Consider the following 23815-nt stretch of genomic DNA (forward strand, 5'->3'; position numbering starts at 1 on the left):
ACTCACACGGTGAGGTGCGTGACCTCGCCCTCGATCGGGCGTCGGCTCGGGACCAGCTCGACCACCAGCATGGCCGTCAGGACCATCGCACCGCCCAGCAGCAGCCGCGAGGTCAGTGACTCCCCGCCCAGCGCAACCGCGAACGCGGCCGCGAAGACCGGCTCCATGCTCATGATGATCGCGCACCGCGTCGGTGGTAGGTGCGCCTGTGCCCACGTCTGGACGAAGAGGGCAGCGGCGCCCGCGACCAGCGCCATGTAGAGCATCGACGTCCAGTCCTCGGCCGTGGCCGGCAGGACGATGCCGTCGGGGACGGTGGCGACGAAGCAGATGGCGGCAATCACCATCAGCTGGACGATCGACATGCCCATCGCCTCGGAGGGGCGCGACCAGGCGCCCAGGCCGACGATGTGCAGGGCGTAGAGGGCGGCGGCCACCAGGGTGAGGGACTCGCCGTAGCCCAGGGCGAACTCGCCGCGCATCGTGAGCAGCCACAGGCCTGCGGTGGCCAGCGCCACCGCGCCCCAGGTCACCCCGCTGATGCGCGTACGCAGCAGGAGGGCGGCGAAGATCGGGGTCAGCACGACGTACATGCCGGTGACGAAGCCGCTCACGCTGGCGGGGGTGTGGGCCAGCCCGGCGGTCTGGAGGATCTGGGCGACCCCGTAGAGCAGGCCGAGCACCAGGGCGTGGCGCCGGGAGTCGCGCGAGAGGCGGCCCAGTGCGCGGGGCGCGACGAGCAGCATGGCGAGGCTCGCGATGGCGAAGCGCACCGCGAGGAAGTCGAGGGTCGGGACCCGGTCCAGGAGGTCCTTGATGAGGAAGAACGTCGAACCCCACGAAGCCGTCATGGCGACGAGCGCGAGCGTCGCCACCAGCGTGGTGCCCCGACGACTCATCCGTGGGCCTGCTCGCGCAACTTCTTGAGCAGCGGGATGTCGGTGTTGCCCGCGTCCCTCGAGCCCGGGGTCTCCAGGATGAACGGCACGCCCTCCAGCCCCGGGTGGGCGAAGAGCTCGCTGAAGGCGCCCGTGCCGATGTGGCCCTCGCCGATGCGCTGGTGGCGGTCCTTGAAGGCGCCGCGTACGTCCATCGAGTCGTTGGCGTGCACCAGGCGCAGACGTCCCGGACCGCCGATCTCGATGATCCGGTCGACGGTGGCCGTGGCGCCGCCCTCGTCGTCGAGCGGGGCGCCGGCGGCGAAGACGTGGCAGGTGTCGAGGCAGATGCCCGCGCGCGGGTGGTCGTCGACCGCGGCGAGGTAGGGGACGAGGTCCTCGACCCCGGCACAGAGGCTGCGCCCCTGGCCGGCGGTGGGCTCGAGCAGCAGCCACGGCGCGTCCTCGTCACCGAGCGCCTCCAGGAGGGGGAGCAGGCCGTCGCGGACCTGCCGCATGGCGCTGGCGTGCCGCTCCGTGCTCCCGGTCGGGTCGACGAACGACCCCGTGTGCACGACGACGCCCTCGGCGCCGATCTCGGCCGCGCGGCGCAGGTTGTGCGCCAGCACGGCGACGGACTTCTCGTACGTCGCGGGCGTGGGGGAGCCGAGGTTCACGAGGTAGGGGGCGTGCACGAAGACCCGCATGCCCCGTGCGGCGGTGGCCTCGCGGAAGGCCGCGTCCACGCGCGGGTCGCCGGCGGAGTGGGCCCAACCGCGGGGATTGCCGACGAAGACCTGGATGGTCTCCGCCTCGATCTCGACGGCGGACGCGAGGGCTCCGGCGACGAGCCCTTTGCCCACCTGGACGTGGGTACCGACGGGGTTGCGCAGGGCGGAGGGGGAGAGCGAGGGGAAGGACTGCTTCAGCACCGGACAACTCTAGGGCTGACATCCGCCCGTCCGGCGGCCGGGGAGCCGGAGGAGGGGTTCAGATCAGGAAGAGCGTGACCGTGAAGCCCTTGGGCACCATCTCGCCGGCGCCGGGGTCGCTGCTGAGCACGAAGCCGAGGCCGATGTACTGGCCTGAGCGCTCGACCTTCACGGTGAAGCCGAGCGCCTCGAGCCGCTCCTTGGCCGCCTTCTCCCCCTGGGCGATCACCCGCGGCATCTGCACGAGCTCTGGCCCCTTGGAGACGACCAGCTTCACGGTGTCGCCCTTGAAGAGCGTGCCGCTCGTGGGGCTCTGGCTGATCACCACGCCCTCGGCGACGTCGTCGTCGAAGACCCGCTCGGTGTCGACCTCGAGACCGGCGCCGGTGAGTGCTGCGGTCGCCTTGTCGGCCTTCTTGCCGGTCCAGTCGTCGAGCTCGACCGGCTCCCGGCCCTTGCTCACCACCACGTTGACCGCGGTGCCCGGGCGCAGCGTGGCGCCGGCCTTGGGGTTGCTGGAGATGACCTGCCCCTCGGGGACGGTCTCGTGGTAACGGTCGACCTGACGTCCGAACTCGAGCTTCATCCTCTCGAGGGCTGCTTGGGCCTCGTCGACCGACAGGCCGGACAGCTTCGGGACGTCGTAGCGCTCCGGGCCGCGGGAGAGCGAGAGCACCACGGTGTCGCCGGGGAGCACCCGGTCGCCGGGGCCAGGGTCGGTGGAGACGACGTCGTCGACGGGCACGTCCTCGCTGTAGGAGGGGTCACCCACCTCGACCTCCAGACCGGCCGCCTCGAGCGCCTCGACGGCTGCGGCCCGGTCCATGCCCAGCACCGACGGCGTGGTCGTGTAGCGGGCGAACCCGAACCACCACGAGGCGAGGCCGACGGCCACCACGAGGAGCAGGGAGAGCAGCAGCACCAGCGGGCCGCGACGAGAGCGTCGCCTGGTCGACGGCGTACGCGGGAGGTCCGGCTCGGGGACAGGCAGCCGGGCGATGCCTGGCGCGGCGGCCACCGACGACCCCGCGAAGTCGTGCGGGACCTGGATCTGCTGGGTGCGGTCACTGACCGCGACACCGAGGTCGTCGCTGTGCCCCACGACGGTGGTGCGCTCGCTGGGCGCCTCGAAGAACGACTCGAACGTTGTGTCCGAGTCCCTCGTCGCCCTGGCGTCGTCGCCCGTGGTCGAGGGGGACTCGAGGTCGGCGAAGCCGTCGCTGTCGGCCTCCATCTCGACGGGCAACGGGGAGACGACCGGCAGCGGGCGCAGGTCGGTCTCGAGCTCGGGGTCCTCAGTGATCCCGTCACGCAGCGTCTGGGCGACCCGCCGCACCTGGTGCAGGAGGACTCCGGCGTCAGCCGGGCGCTGGTCCTTGTCGCGGGCGGTGGCGCGCGCGACCAGGGCGTCGACGTACGCAGGCAGCCCCGGCACCCGCGCCGAGGGTGCAGGGACGTCCTCGTGCACGTGCTTGTAGGCGACCTGGATCTGGGTCTCGCCCTCGTGGGGCTTCGCGCCGGTGAGGAGCTCGTAGAGGAGCACGCCGGCGGCGTACACGTCGGCGCGGGCATCGGCCTGTCCCTGGACGACCAGCTCGGGGGCGAGGTAGGAGACGGTGCCGATGACGACGCCGGTCGCGGTGTGGTGGGAGGTGGCGCTGACCGCCTTGGCGAGGCCGAAGTCGGCCACCTTGACCGACGTCGACTCCGGGCCTTCGCCGATGAGCACGTTCTCGGGCTTGACGTCACGGTGCACGATCCCGGCGCGGTGGGCTGCCGCGAGGGCTGCCAGCACGGGCTCGATGAGCGCGAGGGCCCGGGCTGCCCCCAACGGCGCCTCGTCGCGGATCACGTCGCGCAGGGTGCGGCCGGGCACGTACTCCATGGCCAGGAAGACGGTGCCGTCGTCCTCGCCCTGGTCGTAGACCGCCACGACGTTGGGGTGGGAGAGCTGGGCAGCCGCGCGGGCCTCGCGCACGAAGCGGTCGGCGAAGTCGTTGCCGTCGCCCAGGCCCTGGTGCATCACCTTGACCGCCACGGTGCGTTCGAGGCGGAGGTCGACGGCTTCGTAGACACCGGCCATGCCGCCCCGAGCGATGCGGCGCACGATGCGGTAACGCCCGTCGAGCACCCGCCCGCGCAGGGGGTCGGGGGGGTCCGCAGCGGCGCGCCGGCGCGTGGACTCGTCTGACTCCACGATCGACCTCCGGGGGAAAACGGGCTGGGACGGACGGCGCCCGGGGCTGGTGGGCGCGGGCCGTGGGGCAATCGTAGTGATCGCCCCACGAATCGCGGTGTCCGCAGTCCAGTTCCGGCGTGGCGCGAGGGGGTGGCACCATGGAGCACATGAACGACGGACCCCTCTCCTCCGCAGACCTCGACGCCCTCGTCCCGACGTGGATCGACTGGGCAGGAGCGGCGGCCCAGCTGGGCGTCTCGGTGGGACGCGTACGCACGATGATCCGTGAGCACGAGCTGGCCGCGGCCGTGCCGCGTCCCGGCGCCGGGCAGCAGATCCCCGCTGACTTCCTCCAGGAGGGCGAGGTCGTGAAGGGACTGCCCGGCCTCCTCACCGTGCTGCACGACGGGGGCTACGACGACCGCGAGTGCATCGCGTGGCTCTACACCGACCTGGACCTGCCGGGCCGTCCGATCGACGCCCTGCGGGAGAACCGCGGCTCCGAGGTCAAGCGTCGCGCCCAGTCGATGGCCTTCTGACCGACTGCCCCCTGCTGGAGTCGCAGCGCCGCCGGGGGCGCAGCCTCGCTGGAGGGTCGCTCTAGAAGACCCGCTGCGTCGCCAGACCGGCGAGCCGGCGCAGGGCCACGGTCGCACCGGCGTCGAACCCGGCGGCATCGAGTCGCTCGACTGCCCGGTCGGAGAGCTCGGTGATCTTCCGTTCCACGGCGTCTGCGGCGCCGGAAGCCTGGATGATCGCCCGCAGCTCGGCCACATGGGTGTCGTCGAGCGGCGTGCCGAGGGCGGCGTCGAGCGTGGCGGCGCCGGCCTCGTCGGATCCGTCGAGGGCCAGTGCCACCAGCACGGTGCGCTTGCCCTCGACCAGGTCGTCACCGGCGGGCTTGCCGGTGGTCGCGGGGTCCCCGAAGACGCCGAGGAGGTCGTCGCGCAGCTGGAACGCCTCACCGAGCGGGAGTCCGAACTCCGTGAGCGTGTCGAGCTGCTGCTCGGTGGCACCGGCCAGCGCGGCGCCGATGTGCAGGGGCCGTTCGATGGAGTACTTGGCCGACTTGTAGCGCAGCACCGTCATGGCGGTCTCGACGTCGGCGTGGGCGCGGGCCTGCACCGAGACGTCCAGGAACTGGCCCGCGATCACCTCGGTGCGACAGAGGGCGAAGACCTCGAGGGCGGGAGCGACCCGCTCGAAGGAGAGGCCGCAGCGGCGCAGGAGCTCGCCCGACCAGGCCAGCAGCAGGTCGCCCAGCAGGATCGCTGCGGCGGCACCGTACTGCTCCGCGTCGCCTCGCCAGCCGGCCGCCACGTGCTCGGCCTCGAGCGCCTTGTGGGTGGCCGGACGGCCCCGACGGGTGTCCGAGGCGTCCATCAGGTCGTCGTGGACCAGGGCGCTGGCCTGCAGCAGCTCCATGGCGGCACAGGCCCGGAGCAGCGCACGCTCGTCCTCCACCTCGGGCTGGATGGCCCGGTAGCCCCACCAGCAGAACGCTGCCCGGAAGCGCTTGCCTCCGTCGAGGGCGACCCTGGCCTCGGTGAGCAGCCGTGCCGCGTCGGGGCCCAGCGGCGCCAGACGGGTCTCCTGCTCGTCGAGGAACTCGTCCAGGGTGGACTGGAGGGCGGTGCGGAACGCCTCGGCGTCCCACTCGGCAGGCTGGGTAGGCGCGGGCACGGCCCCGAGCCTAGCCATGGCCCGCGGGCGCGCCCACCCTGCGTCGCAGGATGTGGGCTCCCGGCAGAGCTGACCGAAACCGGTCACGTGCTGACCGGACCGACCCGGGGTCGGTGCTGACTACGCTGGCCGCCATGCAGAGGACCGTCACCGTCACCGGCCACGGCGTCGCCCACGTGGTCCCCGACCGCGCGGTGCTCCGGGTCACCGCCAGCCATGGCGCCGCCAGCGTCGCCGAGGCCGTCTCCGGCCTGGAGACCGCTGGACGCGCCCTCAGCGAGGTCGCCCATCGGCTCACCGAACCGCGTCACGTCGCGACCACCGGCCTCCAGGTCTGGCCGCGCCACGACCACCAGGGTCGTTCCGACGGCTTCGAGGCACGTCACCAGGTGCGCGTGGTCTGCGCCGACCTCGGGACCGCCGCCGCGCTGGTCACGGCCCTGGCCGAGCGGGTGGGCGATGCCCTGCGCGTCGACTCCCTAGCCCTGGAGGTCGGCGACCCCTCCGACGCCGAGGAGCGGGCGCGCGAGCTGGCGTACGCCGACGCCCGGGGACGCGCCGAGCACCTCGCGGGGCTCGACGGGGCCGGGATCGGTGACCTGGTGGCGGTCGTGGAGGGAGATCCGGCCGGACCCGGACCCGGAGCAGGGGTGCCACATGCCAGGGCTGCCGAGATGGGGCTCGAGCCGGGCGAGCAGGAGGTCCGCGTCCGGGTCACTGGCACCTGGCAGCTGATCTGATCGGCTGGCAGGGCTGGCTCAGGCCGGTCCGACGGCCTGCGCGACGAGGGCGCCCGAGAGACCGGTGAAGGGCAGGCCCGCGCCCGGGGTCGCGTGCGCACCGGCGGCGTACAACCCCGCCACCGGGGTGGTGGGGCCGAGGCGCCGGCGCACCGTGTCGCGTCCCCGCCACTGCGTGCCCAACGGTGAGCCGCCCCACGCCTCGGCCAGGTCCGCGGGTGAGCGCTCCACACGGGTGACCACGCGCCCGCGGAGGTCGACGCCGCGCTCGGCCAGCAGGTCGACGACGTCGACCGACGCCCGTCCGCGGTGCTGCACGGTGAGCACGCTGTGCCCCTCGGGGGCAGCGCCGCCGTGGCGCAGCACCAGGGTGGGGTCCCCGTGGAGCACGGTCTCGCCGGCCACGGCCACCCACTCGGGCAGGTCGCCGGAGACCCCGAGGTGGACCAACGTCGGCAACGAGGTCGACGTCGTACGCCGCACGTAGGGCCGCAGCGCGGGGAAGTGGTGCGGGTCGGTGGCGCAGACCACCGCGTCGGCCTCGACGTCGCCCGCGTCGGTGCGCACGCCACGGACCCGTTTACCCGAGAGGAGCACGTCGCGCACTCCGGTGGCGGTGCGGACGTCGACCTTGCGTGTCGCCAGGCGCTTCGTCATCACCTCGCCGAGCGCGCCGAGCCCGCCCTCGACGGTCCAGGCGCCGAACTTCTGCTCGACGTAGGAGACGGTGCCCAGCCACGCCGGGACCTTGGCGAGGTCGTGCCCGTCGGCGAGGAAGGGGTGGCCGGCGACCAGAGCCAGCCGCTGGTCGCCGAAGGCACGCCTGAAGGTGCGGGCGAGCGTCGCGCGCGAGCGCAGCAGCGCGACGGCGTCGCGGTGCGCGAGGCCCGGGTCCCAGGGCCGCTCGAGGTAGTCCTTGCGCAACCGCTCCCAGACCTCACCCAGCCCGTCGACGTGGTCGACCCACTGCTGGCCGAGGCCGGCGCCGAGGCCCTCGAAGGCCTGCTTCTGCGCGGCGCGGGAACCACCGGTCAGCGAGAGGGAGGTGCCGTCGGCGAAGCGGTGCTCGCGGATGACCTCCACCGGAACGAGGTCGATCTCCCTCTCGAGGGGACGCCCGGACTTGCGGAAGAGGTCGCGGACCACGGCGGGGAGCAGGGTCGTCGACGGCCCGGTGTCGAAGGTGAACCCTTCGTGGCTGAGCTGTCCGAGGGCGCCGCCGAGGGCCGGGGCGCGGTCGAGCAGCGTCACGGCGTGGCCGAGCTTGGCGAGCCGCGCCGCGCTCGCCATGCCACCGAAACCACCACCGACGACCACCACCTGCATGGCCCTGAGGGTAGCGGCGGCCTACTCGGCGGCGATGACCCTGGCCAGTGACTCGGGGTCGCGGCCCACCACGGTGGTCCCGTCGTCGGCGGTGAGGATCGGCCGCTGGATGGTGCGCGGAGAGGCGGCCAGTGCCGTCAGCCACTCCTGGCGGTGCTCCGCGTCCTTCGGCAGGTCGATCCCCGCCTCACGGGTCTCACGGGGGCGGGCCAGGTCCCACGGCTCGAGACCGAGTCGCGCCACGACCTCACCCAGCTCCTCGGCGCTCGGACGGTCGTCGAGGTAGCGGCGCACCGTGTAGGTCACGCCCGCCTCGTCGAGGGTGGCGAGGGCGGTGCGGCACTTGCTGCAGGCGGGGTTGAGCCAGATCTCCATGGCCCCACTGTGCCCCAGCCGGGGTGGCGTCCGATGCGTGGCTCACTCCATGTCGAGGGGCGTGGCGCCGGTCATGGCGAGCAGCTCGTCGTACGTCGTCGAGTAGACCGCCGACGGGTGGCCGGCTGCTGCCCAGAGCACGTCGTGGCGCTGGAGCCAGGGGTCGATCCAGGTCGGCACCGGCGCGGGATGGGCGAAGGGGGAGACGCCGCCGATCACCTGCCCGGTGTGGGTGCGTACGAAGTCGGGGGTGGCGCGCTCGATCCGCGCCACGCCCAGGTCGCGGGCCACCTTGGTGACGTCGACCCGGTGGGCCCCCGAGGTGAGGAGCAGCACGGGGGAGCCGTTCGCGGAGAAGAGCAGGCTGTTGGCGATGGCCCCGACCTCGCAGCCCAGAGCCTCGGCCGCGAGCGCCGCGGTGTGCACCGATGCGGGCAGCACCACCACGTCGCCGGTACCGTTGCGGCGGGCATGTTCGTCGCGGAAGGCCGCGATCGATGCGTGCTCACTCGTCATGCCGGGACCCTAGCCAGCGTCGCGGCCGGCGTGCGGACGCCACGACGAGGTGTGTCCAGATCCGTCTTCGACGTTGGAGGAACCCCATGACCGAACGGCCGTCCTCGGTCGACCACGCACTGCACGTGGTGATGGCCCTGTCGGTGGTGGCGGGCGTGATCACGTTGTTGACGTGGGTCTTCCGCAGTGACCTGGTCATGGCATGGGCCGAGGGCAACGCCGGCGCGCGCGAGATCATGCAGGAGGGTGGCATCGAGGCTGTCGAGGCCAGCCTGTCCGTGCCCGGGTTCGTGCCGGTCGTGGTGACCTCGTTCGTGGTCCTGCTGATGCTGCTCGGGGTCATGGCCGTCTTCTTCCGTGAGGGCTTCACCTGGGCCAGGGTCTGCCTGGGTGTCATCGCCCTCTTCGGCATCTTCCTCGCCGTGCTCTGCATCGCGAGCGGCATCCCAACGCTCTTCTCCGTGCTCTCCGGCGTGATGATCCTGCTCTGCGTCCTGCTCCTCGTCTTCCTGCTGCACCCCAGCACCACGCGCTACTTCCGCGAGGTCTGAGAGCTCCTTCGACGCCCAGAGGCCGACCACCCCGCTCGGGGTGGTCGGCCTCTGTCGTCGCGCCCCGGACCGCTCTGCTCCTCGGGCTGATTTCTGGGGCTGATTTCTGGGGCTGATTTCTGGTGTTGACCAGGTGTCGGTGGCCGGGTGTACCGTTCTCAGTGTTCGAACAGATGTTCGAATCGGCCTCGGTGGTGGTGACCTCGACCCCATCGCCACCGGGGCTGCCCAGGGTCGTGGACTGCGAGGAGGACGTCATGAGGCGTTACGACGACCCGGTGGAGGTCCGTCGGGGACTGGTGGCCGGGCAGGGGAGCGGACAGTCGCTCCAGGGGCCCGAGCAGTTCCTGTGGCACGGACGGTTGTGGAAGGTGCGCAGCGTGGTGGCCCGCTGGGTGGAGACAGGCGCCTGGTGGCAGTCCTCCCGGGCCCGGTCGGTGATCGGGGAGGAGGTCGGGGAGGCCGACCACCTCCCGCGCCAGCGCGACTGGGACGAGTTCGAGGGCGACCTGCTCGCCGAGCGCGAGCTCTGGCGCGTGGAGGCCGCCCGCCCAGCAGCACGTGAGCCCCAGGAGGGGCCGACCAGTGGGGTCTTCGACCTCTCCTACGACGCGATCGACGGGCGCTGGCAGCTCGTGGGTTGCCTGGACTGACCCGAGATCCGGAGGACGACATGATGAACGCTTCACGACCTGCTGCCCCGCCCGCCCACGCGGTGCGCCCCGGCGACCTGCACCTGCTGCCGGCTGCCACCCACTCCTACCTCACCCGCGCGACCACCTCGTTGCGCGAGGCGGTCATGGCCCCCGACGTGCCGACGCGGTACGCGTGCGCCCACGTCGCCGCGCTGCGGGCCGCCGCTGCGCTCCTGGCGGCCCGGGCGCACCCCGCGCCGAGCCGTCGCCGCCAGAAGAACGCCTGGGTGCTGCTGGCCGAGGTGGCTCCGGAGTTCGCCGAGTGGGCCACCTTCTTCGCCGGCGGTGCGAGCAAGCGCGCCGCCGCCGAGGCTGGGTCGTTGCGCGCGGTGACCGAGCGCGAGGCCGACGACCTGGTGCGGGATGCCGACCGCTTCCTGGCGGTGGTGGAGTCGGCGCTCGGCCTGATGCCTCACGCGCCCGAGACGATCCGCCTCGCGGTGGCCGAGCCCGGATGGTCGGAGCGGACCGGTGCCGCGTGACCCCTTCGTCCACCTCCACGTCGCGTCGGGGCACTCCCTGCAGTACGGCGCCTCGCACCCCTCGGCCCTGGTCGAACGGGCCGCCGAGTGGGGGATGGACCTGCTGGCGCTCACCGACCGGGACGGCACCTACGGGGCGGTGAAGTTCGCCAAGGCGGCCTCGCGGGCGGGCATCCGGCCGGTGCTGGGGGTGGACGTCGCCGTCCGGTCCTCCATGCCGGTCCGCCCAGCGTCGGTCCGCCCCGCACGCGGGCGTACGCCGGTGCGGGGTGGCGCCTATCGCGAGGACCGTTGGCCCCGCGTGACGGTGCTGGCCCGCGACCGCCTCGGCTGGGCCGCCCTGTGCCGACTCGTCTCCGACGTGCACCTCGGCGGCGAGCGGGGCGTACCCGTGGCCGACGTCGAGACGTTGCTGCCGCACGTGGCCGGTGGACACCTGGTGGTGCTCCTGGGGCCGACCTCGGAGGTCGGTGCGGCGGTGGCCGCCCGACGTGACGACCTGGCCCGGGAACACCTCTCGCGATGGTCCCGGGCGGTGGGTCGGGAGAACCTGCGCGTCGAGCTGGTCTCCCACCTGCTCGGAGCCACCGACCAGGGCTGGGGGCCCGGAAGCACGCCCCACGCCGCCCGGATGGCGGGTGTGGCGGGGGAGTCGGGGGTGGAGACGGTGCTGAGCAACGCCGTGCGCCACGCCCGGCGCAGCGACGCGCCCACGGTCGACGTGCTCGACGCGGCACGCCGCCTGGTGGCGCTCGACCAGCGCCACCTCGACCGCGGCAACGCCGAGGGGCACCTCAAGTCCGGAGCCCAGATGGCTGAGGTCGCCGACGAGATCTCCCGGGCCGCCGGCTGGGGCCAGGACGGTGCCGCACGCCTGCTGGCCCGGACCCGGGCGCTGGGGGAGGAATGCGCCCTGGACCCCCGCGAGGACCTCGGGATCGGCCAGGTCCACTTCCCCGAGTTCGAGGTCGTCCGGCGCTCCGGCGTGGCCACCGACGGGATCGGGGCGACGCCGGCCGACGTCCAGCTGCGGGCGCGCTGCGAGTCGGCGCTCGCCTGGCGCTACGGGTCCGCGCCCCGGCAACGGATCTGGAAGCGGCTGCACGACGAGCTCGACGTCATCGAGTCGCTGGGCTACGCCTCCTACTTCCTCGCCGTGAACGAGGTGACCGACCTGATCCGCGACATGGGGGTGCGGTGCGCCGCCCGCGGCTCGGGGGCCGGCAGCCTGGTCAACTACCTGCTCGGGATCTCCGGGGTCGACCCGCTGCGCCACGACCTGCTCATGGAGCGCTTCCTCTCGCCCCTGCGCTCGTCGCTGCCCGACATCGACGTCGACGTCGAGTCCGCCCGTCGGGGGGAGGTCTACGAGGCGATCCTCCAGCGGTTCGGCGGTGACCGGTGCGTCTGCGTCTCGATGACGGAGACCTACCGCGTGCGCCACGCGATCCGTGACGTGGGGGCAGCCCTCGGGATGCCGCCGGGCGAGATCGACGCGATCGCGAAGGCGTTCCCGCACGTCCGGGCCCGCGACGCCAGGTCGGCGTTGCGTGACCTGCCCGAGCTGCGGGCCAGTGGGCTGGCGCAGGGACGCCTGGACCTGATGTTCGCGCTCGTCGAACGGCTGGACGGGCTGCCCCGACATGTCGCCGTCCACCCCTGTGGGGTGCTGCTCTCCGACGCCACGCTGCTCGACCGGACGCCGGTCGAGGCGAGCGCCGCCGGCTACCCGATGAGCCAGTTCGACAAGGACGACGTCGAGGACCTCGGCCTGCTCAAGCTGGACGTGCTCGGGATCCGGATGCAGTCGGCGATGTCGCACGCCGTCGCGGAGATCCGACGCGTCGACCACGTCGAGGTCGACCTCGACGACCAGGAGCAGGTCCCGTTCGACGATCCCGCCACCTACGAGCTGATCAGCAGCGCCCGGACGCTGGGGATCTTCCAGATCGAGTCGCCCGGGCAGCGTGAGCTGGTGGGCAAGTCAGGGATCGAGTCGTTCGAGGAGATCATCACCGACATCTCGCTCTTCCGTCCCGGCCCGGTCAAGAGCGACATGATCACCCCCTACCTGGAGGTGAAGCAGGGGTGGAAGCCAGCGGCCTACCTGCACCCCGACCTGCGTCCGATCCTCGCCTCGACCCACGGGGTGGTCGTCTTCCACGAGCAGGTCATCGAGCTCTTCGCCACCTTGGCCGGCGTGAGCTTCGCCGAGGGTGACGAGAAGCGGCGCGCCATGGGGAGCAGGGAGGGCGTCGAGCAGGTCCGCGACTGGTTCGTTCCCCGAGCCCTGGCCCGTGGCTACGAGGCGCCCTTCGTCGAACGGATCTGGGAGGTGCTCGCGGCGTTCGCCTCCTTCGGGTTCTGCAAGGCCCACGCGGCTGCGTTCGCCCTGCCGACCTACCAGTCGGCCTGGCTCAAGACCCACTGGCCGGCGCACTTCCTCTCCGGGGTGCTGACCCACGACCCGGGCATGTATCCCAAGCGACTGATCCTCGACGACGCTCGCCAGTACGGGGTCGGGGTCCTGCCCCTGGACGTCAACCTCTCCGGGCGCGGCTACACCGTGGAACCCTCCGACGACCCCTCCGGCTACGCCATCCGCCTTGCTCTCTCGGAGGTGCGGGGGATCAGCGACGCCGAGGTCGACCGGATCCTCGCGGGGCGGCCCTACGCGTCGCTGTCGGACCTGTGGCACCGCGCTCCCGTCTCCCGCCCGGTGGCGGAGCGCCTGGTCCTGACCGGTGCCTTCGACGGCGTCCACCGCATCGCGACGTCGGCCGGCGGAGTCGGGGTGCGCGAGCAGGTCACTCGCCGTGACCTGCTGCTCCAGGTGGCCGAGCTGGAGCGGGTCGACCGCTCGGACCGGCGTGCCGCCCGGGGGCGACGTTCCGGTGGGCGGATCGCGGTGGGTGGCGGCGACGTACGCGAGCGGGCTGCGGCGCAGGTGCGCGGCGACCAGGCGCCGGCCCCGGTGGAGTCGGTGCAGCTGGCCCTGGCGATCGACGGGGGCGGTGACACCCCGGTCAGCGGCCTCCCCGAGCTCAGCGTGGGGGAGCGGACGGCGGCGGAGCTGGAGATCCTCGGGCTCGACGTGAGCAGCCACGTGGTCACCGAGTACGCGGAGTTCCTCGACGCCCTCCAGGTCGTCCGCAGCCGTGACCTGCTGCGGTGTCGGAGCAAGGCCGAGGTGCTCGTGGCCGGGGTCAAGGTCGCGACCCAGACCCCGCCGATCCGTTCCGGGCGCCGGGTGGTCTTCCTGACCCTGGACGACTCCACCGGCCCGGTGGACGCCACCTTCTTCGAGGACGCCCAGGGCCCCTACGCCGCCACCGTCTTCTCGACCTGGCTCCTGCTCGTCCGGGGTGAGGTCCGGCGTACGGGACCCCGGGGTGTGTCGCTGCGGGCCACCGGCGCGTGGTCGTTGCCAGAGCTGTACGCCGTGTGGCGCGACGAGCCCACCTCCGAGGCCGGGCTGGCCGCGGTGCGGGCGCGCCTGGCTGCGCCTGCGGTGGAGCCCTCGGTGGACCACCACGACTCCGAGCAGCGCCGGGTGCTGGTGCACAGCAGTGGCTTCCGGATGTCGCCGTACGCCGACGTGAAGCCTGCCGGTGGCGACGGGCTCCCAGCCCGTGCCCTGTGGCACCGCAGCCCGGGGAGTCCCGGATGAGCCCGACGCCATTCGGCCTAGGGTGGGAGGCATGTCAGTCAGCGAACGACGCAGCGCAGCCCGTTCCTCCGTCGTGTGGGGAGCGCTCGAGTCAGTCCTGGAGGGGGCTGACGGACACCAGGTCCTCGACATCGGCGGCGGCACCGGCGGTTTCGCCGTCCGGGTTGCCGCGCTGGGTCACCGGGTCACCGTCGTCGACCCCAGCCCGGATGCCCTGGCGGCGCTCGCCCGTCGCGCCGAGGAGGACGACGTCGACGTGGCGGGTCTGCAGGGCGAGCTCTCCAGCCTCGACTCCCTGGTCGAGCCGAGCAGCGTCGACGTCGTGCTCTGCCACGGTGTCCTGGAGGTCGTCGAGGACCCGGCGCAGGCCCTCGAGGCGATCGCTCGCGTGCTGCGGCCCGGGGGCGTCCTCAGCGTCGTGGTCGCCCAGCGTCATGCTGCCGTCCTGGCCCGAGCCATGGCCGGCCACTTCCAGCAGGCCCGCGAGCTGCTCGAGGGCGGCTCGTCCCGACCCGACGGGACGAAGCCGAACCACCGCTTCACCGCCGACGAGATCAGCGACCTGGTGGCCGGAGCCGGCTTCAGCGTCGGTCCGCTCCACGCGGTCCGCGTCTTCGCCGACCTGGTCCCCGGCTCCCTGGTCGACCTCGAGCCCGGCGCCAGCAGTGCCCTGCTCGAGCTCGAGAAGGCGGTGGCCGGCCGGGCGGAGTACCTGCCGCTGGCGGCACAGGTGCACCTGCTCGCCACCCGCTGAGCACCCCGGTGGGCGGTGGCGCGGATGAGTGCCACCCCCGTCCTGCACGTGGACATGGACGCCTTCTACGCCTCCGTGGCGACCCGTGACCGACCCGACCTGCGCGACCTTCCCGTGATCGTCGGGGGTGGCGGTCGCGGTGTCGTCCTCTCGGCCAACTACCTCGCCCGCCGCAGCGGAGTGGCCTCGGCCATGCCGATGTCGCGGGCACGTCGGCTCTGCCCGGAGGCGGTGGTGCTCCCCCCGGAGTTCGAGGTCTTCGACCAGGTCTCCTTCTCGGTGATGGAGGTCTTCCGGCAGGTGACGCCCCTCGTCGAGGTGCTCTCGCTCGACGAGGCCTTCCTCGAGGTCTCCAGTGCTGCCCGCCGGATGGGCTCGCCGGAGGAGATCGCGGAGTGGATCCGGTCCACGATCCATGACGAGCAACGCATCACCTGCTCGGTGGGGGTGGCCGCGACCCCGGTGGTGGCCAAGCTGGCGAGCCGGCGTGCCAAGCCGGACGGGGTCGTCGTGGTCAGGCCCGACGAGGTGACCGCCTTCCTGCACCCCCTCGACGTGGGGGAGCTGTGGGGCGTGGGGGAGAAGACCAGGGCCCAGCTGCACCGGTTGGGCCTCTTCACGGTCGGCGACCTGGCCCACACTCCGGTACGCACCGTCCAGCGGGCACTGGGTGGGGTCCACGGGGCCCAGCTGCACGCGCTGGCCTGGGGCATCGACCAGCGGGTGCTCACCCCGCGGAGCGGTCCGCACGCCCCCGACCGTTCGATGGGGGCGGACCGTACCTTCGACCGGGACACCGACGATCCGGACGTGGTCGTCACCGAGCTCCTGCGGCTCAGTGCGAAGGTGGCCGGGCGGATGCGCAGCGCGGGCGTCGCCGGTCGCACGGTGACGATCCGGGTCCGGTTCGCCGACTTCACCACGATCACCCGGTCACGGACGTTGCCGGAGGCCACCGACGTCACCGTCGAGGTCCACAGGGTCGCCGTCGCGCTCTTCCGGGCGCTGGGGCTGCAACGCGCCCGCATCCGGCTGGTGGGCGTACGGGTGGAGGGGTTGGTGCCCCGGGAGCAGGTGCACCGGCAGATGCACCTGGGGGAGCGGGAGCACGGGTGGTCGGACGCAGAGCGTGCGATGGACCGGGCCACGCGCCGGTTCGGGTCCAGCGCAGTACGACCGGCACGGCTCCTGGGTGGGGCCGGATGACGAGGTTTTTCCCGGGGTGGCTACCGTGGGAGGCAACGGCTGCCTAGACTTGAAGCGCGGATGCACCGCCTCGGACTCGTGGGAGGAATCGTGCCACTCTCGGAAGAGGAGTTGCGGCTGCTTGAGCAGATGGAGCGTGCTCTCGTCGAGGAGGATCCCAAGTTCGCGCACACCCTGCGCGGCACAGGGGGTCAGCGTGCCTCTCGCCGGCGAGCCATCATTGCCGGTGTCGTCTTCGCGGTGGGTGTCGTCGTCCTCATGACCGGCGCCATCGCTGCCATGCCCGTGGTCGGCGTCGCCGGCTTCGTGGTCATGCTCGTCTCTGCCACGGTGGCAGTCACGGCGCTTCGAGCGCCGAGCAAGCCCGAGCCGGCCCCCCTGCGTGAGACCCCTCAGGGGTTCGGCGTGGTCGACGGTGGTCGTCGGGGCCGGGCCACGAAGGCCCCTCGTGCCAGCCGCTCGCGTCACTCGTTCGTCGAGCGGATGGACGAGCGTTGGCGTCGTCGCCGCGACGGCTACTGACTTCGCCCAGCACCGGCCCGCTGGCGCGGATCCTGGTCGAGGACTAGCGGCGCCAGGTCAGTGACCGCGGCACCCACCGCGCCTTCCACCGCGTGGAGCGGTCGCTCTGCGCCGCCATCGTGTCCACGCACGCCTCCACGTCGGAGGCGAGCGACGGGTCGCGCGGCGGCGTCTGCGTGTCCGGCCGGGCAAAGCGCGAGCGCTCCACGGCCACCACGATCCGCTCCATCCGTCGCGCCACGTCGTCGTCGACGGACGAGGTAGGAGTCTCCTGCGGAGCACACCACTCCAGGACGGTGCGTCCCGTGGCCCGGGGCGAGCGACCGTCCGGCCACGGACGACCCAGGTCGAGCGCGGAGTCGCGCAACTCCTCCCACAGGTCTTCCGGCGCCCCACTCTCAAGGCGTCGGGAGCGACGGCGGGTGCGGATGGTCTGAGGAACCACGCTGAGGGCGCCGATGCCGGTGATGACGAGCAGCCACACCAGCAGGGCGGACCATCCGATGCCGTCGCCGTCGCGTTCCTGCGCCTCCGGCTGGGCCTCCTCGGACTCCGGTGAGGCGCTGGGGGAAGGAGCGGTTGGCGAGGCCGAGGCGGAGGCGGTCGCACTCGGCTCGTCCTCCGGCCTCTCGTCCTGCTGGCTGTGCTCGGGCACGCTCGAGGCGCGCGTCGAGGGAGTCGGCTCGAACCGCACCCACCCGGAGCCGGGGAAGTAGAGCTCGGGCCACGCGTGCAGGTCGTGCGAGGAGAACTCCCACTCGGACGTGCCGACGCGTCGCGGCACCAGGAAGCCGACCGCGACGCGCGCCGGGATCCCGAGGGTCCGCGCCATCACGGCCATCGAGGCTGCGAACTGCTCGCAGTACCCGACCCGACCGCTGGGGTCGAGGAAGGCGACGAGCGCGTTGTTGTCGACGGTCTCGACCCGGTCCAGGCTGTAGGTGAACTCGCTGCGGAACCACGACTGCAGCGCACGGGCCTTGCCGAACCGGGTCAGCTCCTCCTTCGTCACCTCGGTCGTCAGGCGGCGCACGCTCTCGGGCAGTGACGCCGGCAGGGAGGTGAAGAGCGCATCGACCTCGTCGCGTCCGGAGGAGGCAGCATCGAGCCGCACGCTGCTGTACTCCAGGTCGACACCGGTCACCGACCACTTCATGCGCGAGGTGTTGAGGTCGGCGTCGAAGGCCGCGAAGTCCATCGTGTCGACGTCGTAGCGCCAGTCGCCGGGCGCCACCACCTCGGTGGACAGGGGCAGCACCGGGAGCCACCGGGAACGGAAGGCAGGGGTCGCGGTGAAGTCGTACTCGGTCTCGACGCGGCGCAGGCCGGCGTCGATCCCGCGCAACGGCAGGTCGCGCCCGTCCACGTCCTGGATCCGGGTCGCGCTCCGGCCACCGGTGCTCCACTCCTGTCCGTCGAACGCGGACAGGACGGCGGTGCGGACGTACGAGGGCTGGCGGTCCGCCTTGACGCGCATCAGCGGTACGTCGGCCCCGCGGTCGAGGTCACGCCTGAGGTCGACCAGCGGGCTGGTGAGCATGACCTGCTCGACCGGACTGTCGTCGACGCTGCGCCAGGGCTGGACGGGGGAGCGGGGGACCGCGGCGTTGAGCACCGTGACGACCACGATGGCCCCGGCCGTCGCGACGGCCCCGATCCGCACCGCCGAGACCACGCTGGTCGGGCGCCCCGAGACCTCGGTGGCTCCCACCGGGCCGCCGGGCAGCGCCGAGCCCCATCGCACGACGAGGTCGTCGTTGTCGAGGAAGAGCAGGGTGAGGAACCCTGCGGCGACCGCCCCGAAGACGGGCCACGCCACGTCCACGCCGAGGTTGGCCGGCACCAGGTGCAGCGCGAGCAGCACGACGGCACCGAGGGCAACCCGGCGTGCCGTCAACGCGACCAGGTCGAAGAGCACCATGGCGCTGACGCCCACCAGCACGAAGGCGGGAGCCACCGACGGCACGTCGGCCGGGATCGGCGGGGCGTAGCGGTCGGCGGACGTGAGTGCCGCGCCCATCGCGGACTTCAGCTCGTCCCACGTGTCGGGCGTGGGCCAGGGGGAGCCGGTGACCAGGAAGAGGAGCAGGAAGGCTGCGACGACGACCTGGAGGACGGTCACGACGCTGGCGGGGAGGCCGCGCCACCGCGCGGTCGCCCCTGTCGCCGCGAGCACCACGGCCCCGAGGAGCAGCGGGGCGACGTACAGCCCCGGCCGTTCGCTCAGCGGCACCCAGGTGAGCAGCGCGGCCCAGACGGTGAGCGCCCCCACCAGTGAGGTGAGCAGCGAGCGAGGGAACGACGGCGGTCGGTGCAGGGTCATCGCGCCACCTGCTTCCACACGACGTCCAGGTCGTCACCCGGGCCCATCAGGGCTGCGCGCCATCCGGAGCCCGAGAGGGCGAGGAGCGCCTGGTCGGTGCCCGAGCGGCCCGGTGTCACGGGTCGGGCCGACGTCCACGCGTCGACGTCGAGGACGAGCGCGCGGGGGGCGCGGCCGTGACGCTCGAGGCGGGCCAGGGCGTAGTGGTCGGTGCTGTCCAGCGCGCCCAGGACGGCAGCCACCTGCGTCCCGCTGGGCACGCTCATCAGCCACGAGACGTCGAGGGCACGGCTGCTGTCGACGTCGACGACGGCGAGTGCCTCCAGGACGTCGGTGACGTCGTGGCCGTGCGCCACGGACGACGACGCGAGGGGGAGGAGGCCCGTGGCTGTGGCGACCTGGACCTCGTGCCCCTGCTCGGCGAGGTGGACGGCCAGCGACGCCGCGGCGCTCACGGCCGTCTCGAAGGAGGAGGCGGAGCCGCGGCCACGGTGGGCGATCGTGCGCGTGTCGAGGACGACGACGGTCCGTGCCTGCCACGGCTGCTCCTCGCGGCGCACCATGAGCTGGTCGTTGCGCGCCGACGAGGGCCAGTGCACCCGGCGCAGCTCGTCGCCCTGCTGGTACTCGCGCACGGTCACGTCCTCGGCGTGGCCCACCGAGAAGGAACGCGGGCGGCTGTGGCCCGAGCCTGCCCACGCCTGGGCAGGGTCGCCGCTCGTCAGGAGCACCGTGCGGGGCGTGGCGATGAGCTCGGTGGTGCTGTGGAAGGTGCGGCCGAGCTCCACCATGCCGAACGGGTCGGTGACCCGCATGGTCATGGGGCCCACCACGTGCCGTCCGCGCACCTCGGAGCGGACGGGGTAGGACAGGTCACGGCTCCATCCCCGCCCCACCCCCTCCAGGACGAAGCGCGGACGCTGGCCGAGGGCGTAGGGAATGACCTCCTCCAGCAGCAGCGTGCCGGCAGGCACGGTGCCGCCGTTGGAGAGCCGCAGCTGCACGGTGGCCGACTGCCCGGCGACCACCAGGCGCGGCGTCACGGTGCGCCGCAGGGTGAGGTGGTGCTGCGAGCGGCTGAGGAAGAAGGCGGCGGCCAACGGCAGGAGGACGGCCAGGAGGCCCAGCTGCGTCATCACCCACTGGCCGAGGAGGAGGCCGCACACCACAGTGGTGGTCCCCGCCGCCAGGAAGGCCCGGCCGCGGGTCGTCAGCGAGGCGAGGGCGTCACGCACCGGGCTCGCTCGGGACGCGGACCTGCTCCAGGATCGCGTCGAGGACGGCGGCGACGCTGCGCCCGGTCCTGGTCGCCTCCAGGCTCGGCAGGAGTCGGTGGGTCAGGACCGTCCGTGCCAGACGGTGCACGTCGTCGGGCAGCACGTAGTCACGCCCGGCCATGGCCGCGGTCGACTTGGCGGCACGGACGAGCTGGAGGGTCGCGCGCGGCGAGGCACCGAGCAGAAGCTCGGGCGCGGTCCGGGTCGCTGTCGTCAACGCCACCGCGTACCTCTGGACGGCGGGGGAGACGTGCACCTGGTTGACGGTGGCGATGAGCTTGCGGATCTCGGTCACGTCGGTGACCGGCTCGAGGCTGTCGAGGGGGTTGCGTGAGGTGTGCCCGTCGAGCATCGCCAGCTCGGCGGCCTCCAACGGGTAGCCCATCGAGACCTTGGCCATGAAGCGGTCGCGCTGGGCCTCCGGCAGGGCGTAGGTGCCCTCCATCTCCACGGGGTTCTGCGTGGCCACCACCATGAAAGGAGTCTCCAACGGCCATGTCACGTTGTCGACGGTGACCTGACGCTCCTCCATGCACTCCAGCAGGGCCGACTGGGTCTTGGGGGAGGCGCGGTTGATCTCGTCACCCACGACGACGTTGGCGAAGACGCCGCCGGGTCGGAACTCGAACTGGCCGGTGTGACGGTTCCAGATCGACACGCCGGTGACGTCGGAGGGCAGGAGGTCGGGGGTGAACTGGATCCGCCGTACGGTGCCGTCGATGCTGCGGGCCAGCGCCTTGCTGAGCATCGTCTTGCCGACGCCGGGCACGTCCTCGATGAGCAGGTGACCCTCGGCGAGCAGGACCACGAGGGCGGTGTCGACCACCTCGGTCTTGCCGGAGATGACCGTCTCGACGCTGGCGCGCAGTCGGTCGGTGACCTGTCGTAGGGCATCCAGGTCACCGGCCGGGTTGGGCATGGTCACGCTCGCTCGATCTCCTCGTGCCCCGGGGCTGCGTCGTGGCCGACGTGCGTCGCGGTGCGGTCGCTGGGTGTGCATCGTCAACCGTAGACCGCACCTGATCAACCTTCGACACGGATCTTGGGCCAGTTGGTTCAAGAGATTCCGCCACGCGCGCCACGGCCCTCCACCACGCTCCACCAGCGCGCTCCCTCCTCCACCAGCGCTCCACCAACGCTCCCTCCGTGCCTCGACCTCCCCCTCGTGCTCGGCTGGATGGCGCCCCATCCCCCCTCTGACCTGCGCTTTTCCTCCCCGGAGAGGAGGAGGCGTCTCCCTCGTACGCCGACATCTCCCAGGGGGCCGACCCGCCCTGTCGCCGCGGGGCGGCACGTAAAAACCTGCGAACGATGGTTGATCGTGGAGGATCGTGGGGTACTGTGGTGGAAAGTGGTGGAAGGGATGAGTGCGGGGGAGGGGTCGAATGTTCTTCGGCACCTACACGCCCAAGCTCGACGACAAGGGTCGTCTCTTCCTCCCGGCAAAGTTCAGAGAGGAACTGGCGGAGGGTCTCGTCGTGACCAGGGGGCAGGAGCGCTGCCTCACGATCTGGTCGCTCGAGGACTTCGGACGGCTCACCGAACGGCTCCAGCAGGCGCCGGTGACCGTCAAGGGCACCCGTGACTACGTCCGCATGCTGTTCGCGGCCGCAAGCCAGGAGGTGCCCGACAAGCAGGGTCGGATCTCCATCCCTCCCGTGCTCCGCCAGTACGCGTCACTCGACAAGGACGTGGTCGTCATCGGGTCGATGAACCGCATCGAGATCTGGGATCCCACGGCCTGGGCCGAGTACAGCGAACAGCAGGAACAGGTCTTCGCGGATCTCAGTGACGAGGTCTTCCCGGGGGGCTGAGCATCCCGGGTGACCGAGGAGCAGCACACAACTCAACAACGGCGGCGTGGGGCCAGGTCTCGCGCCCGCTCTCGCGAACCGTCTGGGGTCACTTCCCCGGCACCAGAAGGTCTTCCCATCACGAGAGCGGGCAGGGACCTGACCGACACGCCGCCCGACTCGCCCACCGGCGAGTCCACTGTCGACGGGGTCCGTCGGCACCACCACACGGTCACACACGAGCACGCCACGGGAGTTGGACATGAACGGCACGCAGACAGGAGTCGCTCCCGGAGCGCAGCCGCTGCGGGTGCGCGACCAGGCCCGCGACGTGCTCGCCCTGATGGTGTTCACCGCGGCGGCCTCGGGAGCCTGTTCCCTGGCCTTCCTGCTCCTTCTGGTGCTGGGCGAGTAGGGCATGGCCAACTCACGCCACGTCCCGGTGCTCCTCGAGCGGGTCGTCGCGCTGCTCGAGCCGCCCCTCAGCAGGCCCGGTGCCGTCCTGGTGGACTGCACCCTGGGCCTTGGAGGGCACACGGAGGCGGTGCTCGACGCGTTCCCCGGCTGTCGGGTCATCGGGATCGACCGCGACCCGCGCGCCATCGCCCTGGCCAGTGACCGCCTCCGGCCCTTCGGTGACCGGTTCACGCCCGCCCACGCGACGTACGACCAGATCGCCGAGGTCGTCGCCGACGCAGGCCTCGACCACGTCGACGCGGTCTTCTTCGACCTCGGTGTCTCCTCCATGCAGCTGGACGAGCGCGAGCGGGGCTTCGCGTACGCCGAGGACGCACCCCTCGACATGCGCATGAACGACTCGACCGGGTTGACCGCCGCCGACGTGATGAACACCTACTCGCACGCCGACCTCACCCGCGTCCTGCGTGAGTACGGCGAGGAGAAGTTCGCCTCGAAGATCGCCCGTGCCATCGTGCGCGAGCGCGAGAAGGAGCCGTGGACGCGCTCGGGCCGCCTGGTCGAGCTGCTGTACGCGGAGATCCCCGCCCCGGCCCGACGCACCGGTGGGCACCCGGGCAAGCGCACCTTCCAGGCCCTGCGCATGGAGGTCAACGACGAGCTCGGGGTGCTGCGCCGCGCCCTGCCTGCCGCCCTCTCGGTGATCGGCGTCGGGGGCCGCGTGGTCGTGGAGTCCTACCACTCGTTGGAGGACCGCATGGTCAAGAAGGCCTTCGCCGAGGTCACCACCCTCGACGTGCCGCCCGACCTGCCGTTCGTCCCTGAGGGGGCCGAACCCCGCATGAAGCTCGTGATCCGAGGCGCGGAGCAGGCCGACGAGGCCGAGATCGAGCACAACCCCCGAGCAGCCTCGGTCCGCCTGCGGGCCGTGGAACGAGTCCTTCCTGACCCGAGGAGCACCCGATGAGCAGTCCAGCAGTACAGCTGCGCTCGCGCGTCTCCACCCTCGGGGGAGCCGCCGTCGAGAAGGCCCGGCTCACCGTCGTCCCGGTCGCCCGGGCACGAGCGCCACGGGTGCCGTTCATCGTGCTCGTCTCCGTCGTCGCCCTGGCCGGGGTGGTCGGGCTGCTGATGTTCAACACCTCGCTGCAGCAGGCGTCCTTCGCCGAGGCACGGCTCTCCGACAAGGCGGCCGCCCTGGCGGACCGCGAGGAGACCCTGCGCATGGAGCTGGATGACCTGCGCGACCCCCAACGCATCGCCCGGGAGGCGGAAGCCATGGGCATGGTCATCCCGCCAGCGCCGGCCTTCCTCAGGCTCGACGGCACGGTCGTCGGCACCCCCCGGCCCGCCACTCCCGAGGACCGCATCCGGATCAGCCCGCGGCCCCCGGCAATGCCGGCGGACCTGCGACCCCAGATCACCGTCGTCGAGGTCCCGGCGAAGCCTGCCGGCGGCTGAGGCAGCACCGCGTACGACACCCCCTGGTGTGCCTC

The 23815-nt window shown here is 72.3% G+C and carries 23 protein-coding genes; 13 read left to right on the forward strand and 10 right to left on the reverse strand.

What is annotated here, in order from left to right; all coding sequences use genetic code 11:
• Nucleotides 1-2: 2 nt before the first annotated feature.
• The 3 genes from FCL41_RS06155 to pknB are packed head-to-tail and all read right to left on the reverse strand — an operon-like array spanning nt 3 to nt 4007.
• The gene (locus tag FCL41_RS06155; protein WP_137066649.1) at nt 3-899 is read right to left on the reverse strand and encodes a DMT family transporter; all 897 of its coding nucleotides are present in this window, start codon (nt 897-899) and stop codon (nt 3-5) included.
• On the reverse strand, nt 896-1810 hold the full coding sequence (locus FCL41_RS06160) for a deoxyribonuclease IV (protein WP_239021808.1): 915 nt from the start codon (nt 1808-1810) through the stop codon (nt 896-898). Before FCL41_RS06160 ends, FCL41_RS06155 begins: the two co-directional genes overlap by 4 nt.
• A 58-nt stretch (nt 1811-1868) precedes the next feature.
• Nucleotides 1869-4007: a Stk1 family PASTA domain-containing Ser/Thr kinase gene (gene pknB, locus FCL41_RS06165; RefSeq protein WP_239021809.1), complete on the reverse strand. Its 2139-nt coding sequence runs from the start codon at nt 4005-4007 to the stop codon at nt 1869-1871.
• Nucleotides 4008-4156: 149 nt separating this feature from the next.
• On the opposite strand from pknB, the gene FCL41_RS06170 reads away from it, so the two are divergent.
• Nucleotides 4157-4528, forward strand: a complete 372-nt coding sequence (locus tag FCL41_RS06170; RefSeq protein ID WP_137066650.1) for an Rv2175c family DNA-binding protein — start codon at nt 4157-4159, stop codon at nt 4526-4528.
• Between the two features lie 61 nt (nt 4529-4589).
• Here the strand turns inward: FCL41_RS06170 and FCL41_RS06175 are convergent, their stop codons facing one another.
• Nucleotides 4590-5672, reverse strand: coding sequence for a polyprenyl synthetase family protein (locus FCL41_RS06175; RefSeq protein WP_239021810.1), 1083 nt, complete (start codon nt 5670-5672; stop codon nt 4590-4592).
• A 134-nt stretch (nt 5673-5806) separates the two neighbouring features.
• On the opposite strand from FCL41_RS06175, the gene FCL41_RS06180 reads away from it, so the two are divergent.
• Nucleotides 5807-6412: an SIMPL domain-containing protein gene (locus tag FCL41_RS06180; RefSeq protein ID WP_170970300.1), complete on the forward strand. Its 606-nt coding sequence runs from the start codon at nt 5807-5809 to the stop codon at nt 6410-6412.
• Between the two features lie 18 nt (nt 6413-6430).
• Here FCL41_RS06180 and FCL41_RS06185 read toward each other — a convergent pair whose 3' ends face one another.
• From FCL41_RS06185 to FCL41_RS06195, 3 genes are read right to left on the reverse strand one after another with little or no spacing between them, the layout of a single operon-like run.
• Entirely contained in the window at nt 6431-7738 is a 1308-nt protein-coding gene (locus FCL41_RS06185) for a phytoene desaturase family protein (RefSeq protein WP_137066653.1), read from the reverse strand.
• A gap of 21 nt (nt 7739-7759) precedes the next feature.
• Nucleotides 7760-8113, reverse strand: coding sequence for an ArsC/Spx/MgsR family protein (locus FCL41_RS06190; protein ID WP_137066654.1), 354 nt, complete (start codon nt 8111-8113; stop codon nt 7760-7762).
• A gap of 42 nt (nt 8114-8155) precedes the next feature.
• Nucleotides 8156-8629, reverse strand: coding sequence for a YbaK/EbsC family protein (locus FCL41_RS06195; RefSeq protein WP_137066655.1), 474 nt, complete (start codon nt 8627-8629; stop codon nt 8156-8158).
• Between the two features lie 86 nt (nt 8630-8715).
• Between FCL41_RS06195 and FCL41_RS06200 the strand changes: the two genes are divergently transcribed.
• The 7 genes from FCL41_RS06200 to FCL41_RS06230 all read left to right on the forward strand — a co-directional run bounded on the left by FCL41_RS06200 (nt 8716) and on the right by FCL41_RS06230 (nt 16509).
• Nucleotides 8716-9180, forward strand: a complete 465-nt coding sequence (locus FCL41_RS06200; protein ID WP_137066656.1) for a hypothetical protein — start codon at nt 8716-8718, stop codon at nt 9178-9180.
• A 257-nt stretch (nt 9181-9437) separates the two neighbouring features.
• Complete coding sequence (locus FCL41_RS06205) at nt 9438-9833, forward strand: DUF6504 family protein (protein WP_137066657.1); 396 nt, start codon at nt 9438-9440, stop codon at nt 9831-9833.
• Nucleotides 9834-9856: 23 nt separating this feature from the next.
• Nucleotides 9857-10357, forward strand: a complete 501-nt coding sequence (locus FCL41_RS06210) for an SAV_6107 family HEPN domain-containing protein (protein WP_137066658.1) — start codon at nt 9857-9859, stop codon at nt 10355-10357.
• On the forward strand, nt 10347-14027 hold the full coding sequence (locus tag FCL41_RS06215; RefSeq protein ID WP_137066659.1) for a DNA polymerase III subunit alpha: 3681 nt from the start codon (nt 10347-10349) through the stop codon (nt 14025-14027). Before FCL41_RS06210 ends, FCL41_RS06215 begins: the two co-directional genes overlap by 11 nt.
• 31 nt (nt 14028-14058) lie before the next feature.
• Nucleotides 14059-14781: a methyltransferase domain-containing protein gene (locus tag FCL41_RS06220; protein ID WP_137066660.1), complete on the forward strand. Its 723-nt coding sequence runs from the start codon at nt 14059-14061 to the stop codon at nt 14779-14781.
• A gap of 24 nt (nt 14782-14805) precedes the next feature.
• A complete protein-coding gene (dinB, locus tag FCL41_RS06225) occupies nt 14806-15987 on the forward strand; it encodes a DNA polymerase IV (protein WP_137066661.1) in 1182 nt (393 codons plus the stop codon).
• A gap of 90 nt (nt 15988-16077) precedes the next feature.
• Nucleotides 16078-16509 carry a DUF3040 domain-containing protein gene (locus FCL41_RS06230; RefSeq protein WP_137066662.1) on the forward strand — a complete coding sequence of 144 codons (432 nt, stop codon included), beginning with the start codon at nt 16078-16080 and terminating at the stop codon, nt 16507-16509.
• Nucleotides 16510-16552: 43 nt separating this feature from the next.
• Here the strand turns inward: FCL41_RS06230 and FCL41_RS06235 are convergent, their stop codons facing one another.
• Genes FCL41_RS06235 through FCL41_RS06245 form a run of 3 tightly spaced genes read right to left on the reverse strand, consistent with a single transcriptional unit; the run spans nt 16553 to nt 21028 of the window.
• Nucleotides 16553-18832 carry a transglutaminase TgpA family protein gene (locus FCL41_RS06235; RefSeq protein ID WP_137066663.1) on the reverse strand — a complete coding sequence of 760 codons (2280 nt, stop codon included), beginning with the start codon at nt 18830-18832 and terminating at the stop codon, nt 16553-16555.
• Nucleotides 18829-20067 carry a DUF58 domain-containing protein gene (locus tag FCL41_RS06240; RefSeq protein ID WP_137066664.1) on the reverse strand — a complete coding sequence of 413 codons (1239 nt, stop codon included), beginning with the start codon at nt 20065-20067 and terminating at the stop codon, nt 18829-18831. The genes FCL41_RS06235 and FCL41_RS06240 overlap by 4 nt, the downstream gene beginning before the upstream one ends.
• Nucleotides 20060-21028 carry an AAA family ATPase gene (locus FCL41_RS06245; protein WP_137066891.1) on the reverse strand — a complete coding sequence of 323 codons (969 nt, stop codon included), beginning with the start codon at nt 21026-21028 and terminating at the stop codon, nt 20060-20062. The genes FCL41_RS06240 and FCL41_RS06245 overlap by 8 nt, the downstream gene beginning before the upstream one ends.
• A gap of 466 nt (nt 21029-21494) precedes the next feature.
• On the opposite strand from FCL41_RS06245, the gene mraZ reads away from it, so the two are divergent.
• The 4 genes from mraZ to ftsL all read left to right on the forward strand — a co-directional run bounded on the left by mraZ (nt 21495) and on the right by ftsL (nt 23780).
• Nucleotides 21495-21923 (forward strand): division/cell wall cluster transcriptional repressor MraZ, encoded by a 429-nt coding sequence (gene mraZ, locus FCL41_RS06250; protein ID WP_137066665.1) that lies wholly within the window; start codon nt 21495-21497, stop codon nt 21921-21923.
• A gap of 241 nt (nt 21924-22164) precedes the next feature.
• Nucleotides 22165-22317, forward strand: coding sequence for a hypothetical protein (locus tag FCL41_RS16985; protein WP_170970301.1), 153 nt, complete (start codon nt 22165-22167; stop codon nt 22315-22317).
• 3 nt (nt 22318-22320) lie between these two features.
• A complete protein-coding gene (gene rsmH, locus FCL41_RS06255) occupies nt 22321-23286 on the forward strand; it encodes a 16S rRNA (cytosine(1402)-N(4))-methyltransferase RsmH (RefSeq protein ID WP_137066666.1) in 966 nt (321 codons plus the stop codon).
• Complete coding sequence (gene ftsL / locus FCL41_RS06260; RefSeq protein ID WP_137066667.1) at nt 23283-23780, forward strand: cell division protein FtsL; 498 nt, start codon at nt 23283-23285, stop codon at nt 23778-23780. The genes rsmH and ftsL overlap by 4 nt, the downstream gene beginning before the upstream one ends.
• Nucleotides 23781-23815 lie beyond the last annotated feature (35 nt).

The organism is Nocardioides jishulii, from assembly GCF_006007965.1.
GTDB classification, from domain to species: domain Bacteria; phylum Actinomycetota; class Actinomycetes; order Propionibacteriales; family Nocardioidaceae; genus Nocardioides; species Nocardioides jishulii.